Here is a 12,352-nt window from a genome sequence, read left to right as displayed (position 1 = left end):
AAAAATAGCGTGAGAGGAGGAAACGCCCGGTGAGCCAGCGGGAGTGGATCGAGAAGGACTTCTACAAGGAACTGGGCGTTTCCTCCAACGCGTCCACAGACGAGATAAACAAGGCGTACCGGAAGCTGGCCAAGGACAACCATCCTGACGCCAATCCTGGAAACGTCGAGGCCGAGCGTCGCTTCAAGGCGGTCAGCGAGGCCAAGTCGGTTCTCATCGATCCGGCGAAACGTAAGGAGTACGACGAGGCCCGTCGACTCTTCGCTTCCGGTGGATTCGGCCAGGGCGGAGGCGGATTCAGCCCCGGTGCGGGCGGATTCGGCGGGGGTGGTGGCGGCCAGACCTTCGACGTCGGCGACATCTTCGGTCAAGCCGGAGGCGGCGACGGCGGAATCGGCGACATCTTCGGTGGACTGTTCAACCGCGGTGGGACGCAGCAGCGCCCCGCGGGCAACCGTCCACGACGGGGCAGCGACGTCGAGACCGAGACCACTCTCGGTTTCCGTGAAGCCACGCAAGGTGTCACCGTTCCCCTGCGACTCACCAGCCCGTCCTCGTGCACCACCTGTCACGGCAGCGGTGCGAAACCAGGAACCAGCCCGCGCGTATGCCCCAGATGCAACGGTGCAGGCGTGGTCAACCGCAACCAAGGCGCGTTCGGGTTCAGTGAGCCGTGCGACGACTGCCGCGGAAGTGGTTCGATCATCGACGATCCGTGCCAGGATTGCCGCGGTACCGGAGTGCAGAACCGCACGCGCACCATCACCGTGCGTGTCCCGCCCGGAGTGTCCGACGGCCAGAAGATCAGGTTGGCAGGCCAGGGCGAAGCCGGTCTGCGTGGGGCGCCGTCGGGCGATCTGTATGTCACAGTCCGGGTTCGGCCCGACAAGGTCTTCGGCCGCAGCGGCGACGATCTCACCGTGACGGTGCCGGTCAGCTACGGCGAACTGGTCCTCGGAGCCACGTTGTCGATCCCGACCCTCGACGGCCGAGTCGGCGTCAAGGTGCCACCGGGCACAGTCGACGGACGTGTACTGCGTGTTCGCGGACGAGGAGTTCCCAAGAAGACCGGAACCGCAGGTGACCTGATGGTCACCGTCAAGGTCGCGGTACCGCAGAAACTCGACGATCCCGCCATCGAGGCACTGCACGCTTATCTGGAAGCCGAGAAGGCCAGCGGATTCGACCCGCGGGCCGGGTGGGCAGGTGCGTAGTGACACTGCCTCCCACACCAGGACCGGGTAATTCCGCAGGCTCCACTCCAGGATCGGGTCACACTGACCCCGATGCCCAGGTGTTCGTCATCTCGGTCGCGGCCCAACTCGCAGGCATGCACGCGCAAACCCTGCGTACGTACGACCGTTTGGGGTTGGTGACGCCGCAACGCACTACCGGTGGGGGACGGCGTTACTCGCCGCGCGATGTGGCATTGCTGCGCGAAGTGCAGCGGCTCTCGCAGAACGAGGGCGTGAACCTGGCAGGCATCAAGCGGATCATCGAACTGACCAATCAGGTCGAGGCGCTGCAGACACGTGTCACCGAACTCGCCCAGGAGTTGGCGAACGTACACGTGGGTTATCGACGCGATCTCGTTCCCGTACAACGCAGCGCGTTGGTCGTCTGGAAACCTCGACACCAACGCTGAGCATCCATGTCGAAGTCCGGAAGCTATCGGCTGATCGCGCGCAGGCTGTGAGACCGCTTATCCTTGATGCCATGCAGATGTGGAACGCAAAAGTGGTCCAGTACAACCGACTACGCAACGACTTGGCTGTCGTCCGCCTAGTCGGGGACGCCGTTCCATTTCGAGCCGGACAGTCGATAGAGGTCGTGGTGCCGCAGAACGCAACACTGTCTCGACGGTATTCCTCGGCGCTTCCGCCGTCGGCGGACGGCAAGCTCGAATTTCATGTTCGAGCGGTGCCGGCGGGCTGGGTCAGTGGGTCGATCGTCAACGAAACCCGCCCGGGTGACGTGTGGCAACTCCGCAATCCGGGCGGCAACTTTCACATCGACGACTCCGGTCGAGATGTCGTCATGATCGCCGGAGGAACCGGGCTGGCGCCGATGCGTTCGCTCATTCTCGACTTGACGCGTCGTCCGTCGCCACCTCGAGTGACGTTGTACTTCGGTGGTCGATCGCCCAGCGATCTGTACGCCGCAGATCTGCTGTGGATCCTTGCGTCCGAACTGCCCTGGCTGAAAGTTGTGCCGGTGGTGGATCAATTGGCGGACCCATGGGCGCCGGACAGGTGGCATGAGGCAATCAATGCACACGTCGCGGACCCTGACGCGAAGTTCGGGGCGAAGCACTGCTGGGAAGGCAGCCTCGCCGACGTCATCGCCGTCCAGGGGCCCTTCGACCGTCATCAGGTTCTGGTGTGTGGTTCGCCGGGCATGGAATCTGCGACGCTGTCGGCATTGGTCGACAATGGAACGCCGATGGAGGCGGTCCAGCGCTGACTCGAGCGAAGCACTCGGCTATCGGATCCTCGTGGTTACGGGTGGGGCGCTACCGACCCTCGAACACCGGGGCTCGCTTCTCGGCGAATGCCCGCGGCCCTTCCTTGGCGTCGAGGCTCTTGAATACCGCTACTCCGAGTTCGGCGTCGATCTTGAACGCCTCTTCCTCGTGGAGTCCCTCGGTGTCTCGGATGGTCTTGAGAATCGCCTGCACGGCAAGCGGGCCGTTCGCGGCGATGAGTTCGGCGAGTTCGAGTGCCTTCTCCAGCGCCTGACCGTCGGGGACCACGTGACCGATCAGCCCGATCTCCTTGGCTTCGGCAGCGCGAATATGCCTGCCGGTCAACAGGATGTCGGCCGCGATCGTGTACGGGATCTGACGGACGAGCCGCACCGCGGATCCGCCGAGTGGAAAGAGTCCCCATTTTGCCTCGGAGACACCGAACTTGGCGCTTTCACCTGCGACGCGAATATCGGTGCCCTGAAGAATTTCGGTACCGCCTGCAATGGCGGGGCCCTCGACGGCTGCGATGAGCGGCTTGGTCAGCCTGCGGCCTTTGAGTAGGGCCTCGATCTTCGACAGGTCCCATCCGCCGCCGCTGAAACTGTCACCTGGGTGAGTGCTGGTCATTGCTTTGAGGTCGGCGCCTGCGCAGAACGCGCCGCCGGCGCCGGTCAGGATGGCGACCCGAATATCGGGGTCGGCATCGACGCGATCCCAGGCGTCGCGCATGATGGCCATCATCTCGCCGCTCAGTGCATTGCGCGCTTCGGGTCGGTTCATCGTCACGATGAGGACTTGGCCGCGTTTCTCCACGAGTGCGTGCGGTGATTCCGTTCCGATTTCCGGCGCGCTCGACGTCACTGTGGCTACCTCGCTCTTGTGATCTCAGTCTCAGATTGGCTATTGCCAGAAACGATAACACGTTCTACTTTTAACGCGTGGCCCTAAATATCGCAGACCTCGTCGAGCATGCAATCGACCTTGTTCCCGACCGTGTCGCCCTGGTGTCGGGAGACCGGGAGATCACCTACGCGCAGATGGAAGAGCGAACCAACCGACTAGCGCACTACCTGCAGAAGCAAGGCGTCAAGCCGGGTGACAAGGTCGGGGTGTACAGCCGCAATGGCATCGAGGCGATCGAGTCGATGGTCGCTGTCTTCAAGATTCGCGCTGTGGTGGTCAACGTGAACTACCGCTACATCGAGAACGAGTTGCAGTACATCTTCCAGAATTCGGACATGGTCGCACTCGTTCACGAAGCCCGTTACGCCGACAAGGTCGCCGCTGTCCTACCGACCTGTCCCCTCCTGAAGACGGCCGTCGTGATCGACGGCACCGAGGGCGAGGTCTCCTACGAAGACGCGCTGGCGAGTTCTTCCGCCGAACGCGACTTCGAGGAACGCACCAACGACGACATCTACATGCTCTACACCGGTGGAACCACAGGCAGTCCCAAGGGCGTCATGTGGAGGCACGAGGACATCTGGCGTGTGCTCGGCGGGGGCATCAACTTCTTGACCGGCGAATACGTCGAAGACGAGTGGGACATGGCCAAGATGGGCGCCGCGAACCCGCCGATGACGAGAATGCCGATTCCCCCGATGATCCACGGCGGGGCACAGTGGGCCACGTTGCAGAGCCTCTTCGGTGGCGGAAAGACTGTGCTGCACCCTGATTTCGAGGGCCACGCCATGTGGCAGCAGGTCGACAAGTACGGAGTCAACCTCGTTTTCATCACCGGCGATGCGATGGCACGACCGATGCTCGACGCGCTCATCGAAGGAGGCCCGGATGGCAAGCCCTACGACTTGTCCTCGCTCTTCCTGATCGCCAGCAGCGCAGCGTTGTTCTCACCGAGCATCAAGGAAAAGCTTCTCGAACTACTCCCCAACCGGATGATCACCGACTCGATCGGATCTTCCGAGACCGGCTTCGGCGGGCTGTCCATCGTCGCCAAGGGCGCCGAACACACCGGCGGACCGCGGGTGAAGATCGACGCCTCGACGATCGTGCTCGGTGAGGACGGCCGTCCCGTCGAGGCAGGCTCAGGAGTGAAGGGACTGCTGGCGCGGAGCGGGCACATACCAGTCGGGTACTACAAGGACGAGATCAAGACGGCCGAGACGTTCAAGGAGATCCACGGCGTCCGATACTCGATCCCCGGCGATTACGCCAGGGTGGAAGCCGACGGCAGCGTCACGATGCTCGGTCGCGGCTCGGTCTCGATCAATACCGGTGGCGAAAAGGTATTCCCCGAAGAGGTCGAAGGCGCGCTCAAATCGCACCCCGACGTGTTCGACGCCATCGTCGTCGGCGTACCGGACGAGCGGCTCGGCCACAAGGTCGCTGCCGTCGTACAGGCACGAGGCACACATCGTCCTACACTCGCAGACCTCGATACCGCTGCTCGCAAAGAGATTGCCGGATACAAGATTCCGCGTGCGGTGTGGTTCGTCGACGAGATCAAGCGTTCGCCGGCCGGCAAGCCCGACTACCGGTGGGCATTGAGTCAGACCGAACAGCGCCCGGCTGACGAGACCTCCGCGTCGCGGCTCGCCAGCGCAGAGAGCTGAGCAACCATGCATACCGATCTGTCGGAAAAGTTCGGAATAGAATTTCCGATCTTTGGCTTCACTCCGTCCGAACATGTCGCTGCGGCGATCACCCGAGCCGGCGGACTCGGTGTGCTCGGCTGTGTGCGGTTCAACGACGCCGAAGAACTGGACGCGGTGCTGACCTGGATGGATGAGAACACCGACGGTAAGCCGTACGGTGTCGACATCGTCATGCCTGCGAAGATTCCCACCGAGGGCGCCTCGGTGGACTTGAACGAATTGATCCCGGCCGAGCATCGAGCGTTCATCGACCGGACGCTCGATCAACTCGGTGTGCCGCCGCTCGACGACGATGCGGCACGTAACGAAGGGGTGCTCGGCTGGCTGCATTCGGTGGCCCGCTCGCACGTCGACGTCGCGTTGAAGCATCCGATCAAGTTGATCGCCAACGCGCTGGGCTCGCCGCCGACCGATGTGATCGCGCAGGCACACGAGCACGGCGTACCGGTCGCAGCGCTGGCAGGTACGTCGGAACACGCGCGCAGGCACATCGAAAACGGTGTCGACATCGTCATCGCTCAGGGGTATGAAGCAGGGGGTCATACCGGTGAGATCGCTTCGATGGTGCTGCTACCCGAGGTCGTCGAGGCGTTGGGCGACTCGGGCGCAGTCCTTGCGGCAGGCGGAATCGGCAGTGGACGGCAAGTAGCGGCCGCGCTGGCGCTCGGAGCCCAAGGTGTCTGGATGGGCTCGATGTGGCTGACCGCGGCCGAGTATCGCCTCGGTGCACGCGTGGAGGGCAAGCCATCGGCGATGCAGGAAGCATTGTTGACGGCGACATCGAGCGACACGGTTCGAACTCGCATCTACTCGGGCAAACCCGCGCGTTTGCTCAAGACGAAGTGGACCGAGGCGTGGAACAGCGCCGAGGCCCCCGAACCGCTACCGATGCCGTTGCAGAACATCTTGGTAAGTGAAGCGCACCAACGAATCAACAACGCCGACAATCCCGACGTGGTGGCCATGCCGGTGGGACAGATCGTGGGCAGGATGAACGAGATTCGAGCGGTCGCGGACATCATCGCCGATTTGGTGGTCGGGTTCGAGGAAGCAGTCAGCAGGCTCGACAAGATTCGCTAGATGATTCGGCGGGCTCGCGCAATCACAAGCGAGTCCGCCGAATTATGTTGCGGGGGAGTGTGTGTCGAGGCAGGTAAGTTCCGTTGCGGCCGGGTGGGGGCGCTCGAGGCAAGCAACGGGTTCCGAGCCGACTAGGGTTGGGTCGCACACGAATGAACGAACCGAATGGAGACTCGTAGTGGCTTCCGCGATTGCAGCAGGCGACCTGGTCCAGGCGAACGGGCACGCCGGCCCGTGGAAAGTGCTCGAGATTCGCCAGGGTCTCGCACTTCTGGAACATCACGGCGGCCATCGACTCTCGGTGCGGACCACCACACTATCGGTGGTCCGTAAAGGTTCTCCTGGGGGAGAGTCGCAGCACACGGGCTCCTCGGCAGCAGCTGTCGACGAGCCGCCGTCGCCTACTCTTTTCGACTGACCGGCCGTTAGAAGGATGCCCGAAAATCACTGCGGGGCAGGTCTTCTCGGTGTCTCCCGACCTGGCGTGTGCCAGGTCGGGAGATAAGTCCGAATCAGGCAGGCACGTCGGCGAGAGCGGAACCTAGACGGCGCAGCTGGGCGGTGGCATGTCCATAGGCGAACTCTGCACGCTTGGCGACGAGGAAGTATCGGTGCACCGGATGATCGCGATCGAGCCCGACGCCACCGTGAATGTGCACCAGCGTGTGCGCGACGCGGTGGCCCGCGTCCGCTGCCCAGAACTTCGCGACCGCAACATCTTCGTCACCGGTGTTGTCTGCGGAGAGGCTCCACGCTGCCTTCCAGAGCGTCAACCGGGCGCCCTTGACGTCGATATACCCGTCGGCCAACCGCTGTGCGACGGCCTGGAAGCTGCCGATCGGCTTACCGAACTGAACCCGTTCACGGGCGTACTCGGCGGTGAGCCGAAGCGATTCTTCCAGGACCCCGACCTGGTATGCGCAGGTTCCGAGCGTGACGCGTGCCAGAACCCAGCGCGTGACGTCCGGATCTGCGAGCAACCGGGTCGAGTCGACCTGCACCGAGTTCAATTCGAGAACTCCGATGCTGCGATTGTCGACGCCCTGCTGGGGTAGGACCGTGACGCCGGCGTCGTCCGCGCGAACGAGGAACGCGCCTGCGGCCGTCGTGACCAGGAACCCGTCGGCGACGGGTGCACTGTCGACGCCGATCTTGGAGCCGGTCAAAGTCCAACCGGTGTCGGTGCGGTCGGCTCGGGTCGACGGGTCGAGCGGCTCGCCGTGTTCCTCGTCGATTGCCAATGTCAGGATCGAGCTGCCTGCAACGGCTGGGGCTGCCCACTCGGTCCGCTGCTCGTCCGAGCCGAACCGGGCGATCGCCGCGGCGACCGAAGTACTTACCACGAACGGGACGGCGGCAAGGCCTCTGCCGAGTTCTATCGCGATCGACGATGCTTCCAGTTCTCCGTACCCGTCGCCGCCGATGGACTCGGGCGCGGCGGCCGACAGAAGTCCGCCGGACGTCAGCGCATCCCACAGTGCGCGGTCGATGCTGTCCGGGTTCGAATCCAGCTGTCGTTGGACGTCGTTCGTGCTGTGTTTGGTGACGATGTCATGGGTGAGCCCGGCGAGATCGCGCTGAGCCTCGGTGGTGGTGAAGTCCATTTCATTCTCTCCCGAAAAGTCAGCGTGCAGATGCGGGCAGGCCGAGCGCGGTCATACCGATGATGTCGCGTTGCACCTCGTTGGTGCCGCCGCCGAAGGTGAGGATCAACGAAGAGCGATGCAACCGTTCGAGTCGACCCTGTAGTTGGGCGCCAGGCGAGCCGCGCCGGAACGTGGCGGATGGCCCGAGGATTTCCATCATCGTGCGGTATGCCTCGGTTGCCAGTTCGGTGCCGTACACCTTGTTCGCCGACGCGTCGGCCGGGCCGGGGGTAGAGCTGGCGGCGGTGATTTCCCAGTTCAGCAGTTCGAGGTAGGACGCCTTCGCGTGGACCCGAGCGAGTGCAATCTGCACCCATTCCTGATCGATGATCCGAGTGCCGTCCGGCTTCTTGGTGTTCTGTGCCCACGCGCGGACCTCGCGGAGAGAGGCGACGAGGGGGCCGGCGGAGGTGAGAGCGACACGCTCGTGGTTGAGCTGGTTGGTGATCAACGACCAACCGCGGTTCTCCTCGCCCACGAGTGCGGTCTTCGGTACTCGCACATCCTGGTAGTAGGTCGCGCTGGTGTCAGGGCCTGCCATCGTGTGCACCGGCGTGGTGGAGAAGCCTTCGGCGTCGGTGGGAACGATCAGCATGCTGATCCCGCGGTGCTTGCGAGCCTCGGGATCGGTACGGCACGCGAGCCAGACGTAGTCGGCGTACTTGATGAGCGAGGTCCACATCTTCTGGCCGTTGATGACGTAGTCGTCGCCGTCGTGCACTGCAGTGGTGCGCAGCGCTGCCAAGTCGGTACCTGCTTCCGGCTCGGAGTAGCCGATCGAGAAGTGCAGATCGCCTGCAGAAATACGCGGAAGGAAGTACGCCTTCTGCTCCGGCGTGCCGAACGCCATGAGAGTCGGCGCGACACTGTTGATGGTCAGGAACGGAACCGGAGCACCCGCGGTGGCGGCCTCGTCGGTGAAGATGAGCTGGTCCATGGCCGAACGTGCCTGGCCACCGAACTCGGTAGGCCAGCCGAGCGCGAGCCAACCGTCGGTACCCATCTGTTTGACTACATCGCGATAAACGGTGCCCTCACCGTATTCACCGGACGTCGAGCTCAGTGCCTCGCGGCGCTCGGGGGTGATCAGGGTGGCGAAGTAGGCGCGTAATTCGGCGCGCAACTCGGACTGTTCCTCCGTGTACATGATCCGCATATCAGTGGTCCTCTCATGCCCGGAATCTGCAACAAGTTCATAGTGAGTCGACGTGGTTATCGTGCGCCACCCTCAGATAAGTCGAATCATTGCACATGGGGTGGAACAGGTTCTAGTCTTGAGGGATAAGCGGCCCGTCGGCCGGGTGCGCGGCCCCTAACCGGGACGACCGCAATGTACGTGCGCCGACGCGGCCACATCACTAATGAAAGTGGGTATCGACGGTGCTCGAGGTGGATTTTGATCGTTGTGAAGCGAACGGCGTTTGTGTAGGTGTAGCACCCCAGGTGTTCGACCTCGACGACGACGACCAACTGGTGGTGTCCGATACCGCAGACCTGCCCGAGAACAAGGCCGACGTAGACGAGGCAATAGCGGGTTGCCCGCGAGCTGCGTTGCGGTGGAAGGGATAGCTTGCTTGCCACAAACATAGAACACGTTCTACAGTCCGGAACGTGAAAGAGAAAGAGGTACGACTCGACGGCAGGGTAGCGCTCGTAACCGGTGCTGCGTCCGGACTCGGCCGCGCGGAGGCCATCGGCCTCGCGCAGTCGGGTGCTGACATAGTGCTCGGTGATATCGCCTCGGGACCCGCCGCAGACGAGACGATCGCGGCAATCGAGGCGACGGGCCGTCGGGTGGTCTTCGTACCGGGCGACGTGAGCGAACGTTCGACTGCCGACGCCATGTTCGCGGCCGCGCAGGACAAGTTCGGCCGCGTGGACATCGTCGTCAACAATGCTGGAATCGTTCGAGATCGCATGTTGTTCAACATGTCCGACGACGACTGGGATGCAGTCATTCGGGTGCACCTGCGCGGGCACTTTCTGCTCACGCGCAACGCAGGCGCTTACTGGCGGGCCGAGTCGAAGAAGTCGGGTGCCCCGGTCTATGGCCGAATCGTCAACACCTCTTCCGAGGCAGGTTTGTTGGGACCGGAGGGGCAGGCAAACTACGGCGCTGCCAAGGCTGGAATCACGGCACTGACGCTGTCGGCATCGCGGGCTTTGTCGCGCTACGGGGTGCGCGCCAACGCGATCTGTCCACGTGCTCGCACGACGATGACCGAGGCCGTCTTCGGTGATGCACCGGCCGACGGGGTGGACCCGTTGGCGCCCGAACACGTATCGACACTGGTGACCTATTTGTCTTCGCCTGCAGCGGACGCCGTCAACGGGCAGGTCTTCATCGTCTACGGACCGATGGTGGCTCTGATGGCCGCGCCCATCGTCGAGCAGCGGTTCGATGCGAGGTCGGGTGCGTGGACGCCTCAGTCGCTCGGTGCCGAGTTGAGTACGTACTTCGACGGCCGTGACCAGTCGAAGACTTTCTCGGCCGGTGCGGCTCTCGATCTCGATGCTTCCGAGGTCACGGTCGGTTCATAGCTTTTCGATTTCGGTCACATCGCCGACGATGCCGGGTGAAGATGATGCGAGCGCGTTGATATGAACGTTGCGGGTGCAAAACTAGATCATGTTCTAGTTTCGCACCCGTTTCTTCACTGTGAACTCTTCGCATGCAGTGCCTGAGCGGCCTTTCAGGATGTAGCGACATCCAGACATCTGGAATCCAAAATTCTTTTCCTGCAACATAAGTGAACAGAAGGGCCGTACGCGATATGTCCGACTCTCACGGGTCGTTCACGCTGTTCGGCGGCGAGAATGGCTGATACTTTGACTACTGAACGTGTTCTAGTTAACATGGGCCGGACGGCGATGACTTGGATCACATCGACACGCGCATCGAGGGAGGTTTCATGAACGATGTTCTACTCGTGCCGCTTCGTGCGGTCGGCGCTTTCTTCGACATGTCGTTCTACACCCTCCGGGCGGTGTTCACCCGGCCGTTCCAACGCCAGGAGTTCGTGGACCAAGCATGGTTCGTCGCGCGGGTGTCGATGGTGCCGACAGTCCTCGTCGCAGTGCCGTTCACGGTGCTGGTCAGCTTTACCATCAACATCCTGCTTCGCGAGATCGGCGCAGCGGACCTGAGCGGTGCGGGCGCTGCTCTGGGCGCGATCACGCAGGTCGGCCCCATCGTGACCGTCCTAATCGTCGCCGGCGCAGGTGCGACGGCCATCTGCGCCGACCTCGCTGCCCGCACCATCCGTGAAGAGATCGACGCGATGCGGGTACTCGGCATCAACCCGATCCACCGCCTCGTCGTCCCCCGAGTCCTTGCCTCGACCGTCATTGCCCTGCTGCTCAACGGTCTGGTGTGCACCATCGGTATTCTCGGCGGGTTCGTGTTCTCGGTATTCCTCCAAGGCGTCAACCCCGGGGCTTTCGTCAATGGCATCACGTTGCTCACCGGCGTCGGGGAACTCATCGTCTCGCAGGTCAAGGCCGGACTGTTCGGCATGATCGCGGGCCTCGTTGCCTGCTATCTCGGCTTGAACGTCCGAGGCGGCGCCAAGAGCGTCGGCGATGCCGTGAACCAAACCGTCGTATTCGCGTTCATGGCACTGTTCGTGGTCAACGTCGTAGTGACAGCAATCGGCATCAAGTTGACGACCGGATGAGGAGATTCTGAATGGCCGTCGCCGCTGCCGGCAGGTTCCGAACGACGCGTAAGCGTCTTGCCAACACCTCGCAGTCCTTCGACCGACTGGGCGAACAGGCGATCTTCTACTTTCGTGCGCTCGGGTCGGTGCCTCGGGCCGCGATTCACTACAAGAAGGAGACGCTGCGTCTCGTCGCCGAGATCAGCATGGGCTCCGGCGCGCTCGCCGTCATCGGCGGTACCGTCGTGATCGTGGGATTCCTGACACTCTTCGCGGGTGGAACGGTTGCCGTACAGGGGTTCTCATCCCTCGGAAATATCGGGGTCGAAGCCCTGACCGGATTCTTCGCCGCGTTCATCAACGTGCGAATTATTGCCCCGGTCATCGCAGGCATCGGTCTGGCCGCGACCATCGGTGCCGGTTCGACAGCGCAACTCGGTGCCATGAGGGTTTCCGAGGAGATCGACGCGCTGGAGTCGATGGCTATTCCGTCGATGCCTTACCTGGTCAGCACCCGAGTTCTTGCAGGCATGGTCGCAATCGTGCCCCTGTATTCGCTTGCGGTCATAGCCTCTTTCATTGCGAGTCGCTTCGCCACGGTGGTGCTGTTCGGACAATCCTCGGGCGTGTACGACCACTACTTCGACACATTTCTGATACCGACGGACATTCTGTGGTCCTTCGCGCAAGCGATCATCATGGCGCTCGCCGTGATGTTGATCCACACCTACTACGGCTATACCGCCAGCGGCGGTCCGGTCGGAGTGGGCGTGGCCGTCGGAAATGCGGTGCGCGCCTCGCTGATTGCAGTCGTGACCGTGACCCTGCTCATCTCGCTGGCTATTTACGGCAGCTCCGGCAACTTCAACTTGTCAGGGTAACGCG

General features: G+C 62.8%; 13 protein-coding genes. 10 read left to right on the top strand and 3 right to left on the bottom strand.

Going from position 1 to position 12,352, the window contains the following annotated elements:
• The first annotated feature begins 29 nt into the window (after positions 1 to 29).
• From dnaJ to E5720_RS07135, 3 genes are all read left to right on the top strand, one after another.
• On the top strand, positions 30 to 1,214 hold the full coding sequence (dnaJ, locus tag E5720_RS07145; protein WP_136170074.1) for a molecular chaperone DnaJ: 1,185 nt from the start codon (positions 30 to 32) through the stop codon (positions 1,212 to 1,214).
• 5 nt (positions 1,215 to 1,219) lie between these two features.
• Complete coding sequence (locus E5720_RS07140) at positions 1,220 to 1,645, top strand: helix-turn-helix transcriptional regulator (protein WP_136172503.1); 426 nt, start codon at positions 1,220 to 1,222, stop codon at positions 1,643 to 1,645.
• Positions 1,646 to 1,716: 71 nt separating this feature from the next.
• Positions 1,717 to 2,463, top strand: a complete 747-nt coding sequence (locus tag E5720_RS07135; RefSeq protein WP_136170073.1) for an FAD-binding oxidoreductase — start codon at positions 1,717 to 1,719, stop codon at positions 2,461 to 2,463.
• Positions 2,464 to 2,512: 49 nt separating this feature from the next.
• Here the strand turns inward: E5720_RS07135 and E5720_RS07130 are convergent, their stop codons facing one another.
• Positions 2,513 to 3,247 (bottom strand): crotonase/enoyl-CoA hydratase family protein, encoded by a 735-nt coding sequence (locus E5720_RS07130; protein WP_247596297.1) that lies wholly within the window; start codon positions 3,245 to 3,247, stop codon positions 2,513 to 2,515.
• A 158-nt stretch (positions 3,248 to 3,405) separates the two neighbouring features.
• Here E5720_RS07130 and E5720_RS07125 point away from each other — a divergent pair, with 158 nt between their 5' ends.
• The 3 genes from E5720_RS07125 (at position 3,406) to E5720_RS07115 (ending at position 6,580) form a co-directional block, all read left to right on the top strand.
• Positions 3,406 to 5,040, top strand: coding sequence for an acyl-CoA synthetase (locus E5720_RS07125; protein WP_136170071.1), 1,635 nt, complete (start codon positions 3,406 to 3,408; stop codon positions 5,038 to 5,040).
• Between the two features lie 6 nt (positions 5,041 to 5,046).
• Positions 5,047 to 6,162: a nitronate monooxygenase family protein gene (locus E5720_RS07120; RefSeq protein ID WP_136170070.1), complete on the top strand. Its 1,116-nt coding sequence runs from the start codon at positions 5,047 to 5,049 to the stop codon at positions 6,160 to 6,162.
• 178 nt (positions 6,163 to 6,340) lie between these two features.
• Positions 6,341 to 6,580 carry a hypothetical protein gene (locus tag E5720_RS07115; protein ID WP_136170069.1) on the top strand — a complete coding sequence of 80 codons (240 nt, stop codon included), beginning with the start codon at positions 6,341 to 6,343 and terminating at the stop codon, positions 6,578 to 6,580.
• 94 nt (positions 6,581 to 6,674) lie between these two features.
• Here the strand turns inward: E5720_RS07115 and E5720_RS07110 are convergent, their stop codons facing one another.
• A complete protein-coding gene (locus E5720_RS07110; RefSeq protein ID WP_136170068.1) occupies positions 6,675 to 7,766 on the bottom strand; it encodes an acyl-CoA dehydrogenase family protein in 1,092 nt (363 codons plus the stop codon).
• A gap of 19 nt (positions 7,767 to 7,785) precedes the next feature.
• Entirely contained in the window at positions 7,786 to 8,964 is a 1,179-nt protein-coding gene (locus E5720_RS07105) for an acyl-CoA dehydrogenase family protein (protein ID WP_136170067.1), read from the bottom strand.
• Positions 8,965 to 9,188: 224 nt separating this feature from the next.
• Between E5720_RS07105 and E5720_RS07100 the strand changes: the two genes are divergently transcribed.
• From E5720_RS07100 to E5720_RS07085, 4 genes are all read left to right on the top strand, one after another.
• Complete coding sequence (locus E5720_RS07100; RefSeq protein ID WP_136170066.1) at positions 9,189 to 9,377, top strand: ferredoxin; 189 nt, start codon at positions 9,189 to 9,191, stop codon at positions 9,375 to 9,377.
• A gap of 42 nt (positions 9,378 to 9,419) precedes the next feature.
• A complete protein-coding gene (locus tag E5720_RS07095) occupies positions 9,420 to 10,349 on the top strand; it encodes a 3-oxoacyl-ACP reductase (RefSeq protein WP_136170065.1) in 930 nt (309 codons plus the stop codon).
• A gap of 371 nt (positions 10,350 to 10,720) precedes the next feature.
• Entirely contained in the window at positions 10,721 to 11,485 is a 765-nt protein-coding gene (locus E5720_RS07090) for an ABC transporter permease (RefSeq protein ID WP_136170064.1), read from the top strand.
• Positions 11,486 to 11,496: 11 nt separating this feature from the next.
• Entirely contained in the window at positions 11,497 to 12,348 is an 852-nt protein-coding gene (locus tag E5720_RS07085; protein WP_136170063.1) for an ABC transporter permease, read from the top strand.
• The last annotated feature ends 4 nt before the right edge of the window (positions 12,349 to 12,352 follow it).

Origin of the sequence: Rhodococcus sp. PAMC28707, from assembly GCF_004795915.1 — a bacterium.
GTDB lineage: Bacteria > Actinomycetota > Actinomycetes > Mycobacteriales > Mycobacteriaceae > Rhodococcoides.
This window is presented reverse-complemented; position numbering and strand designations above follow the sequence as displayed.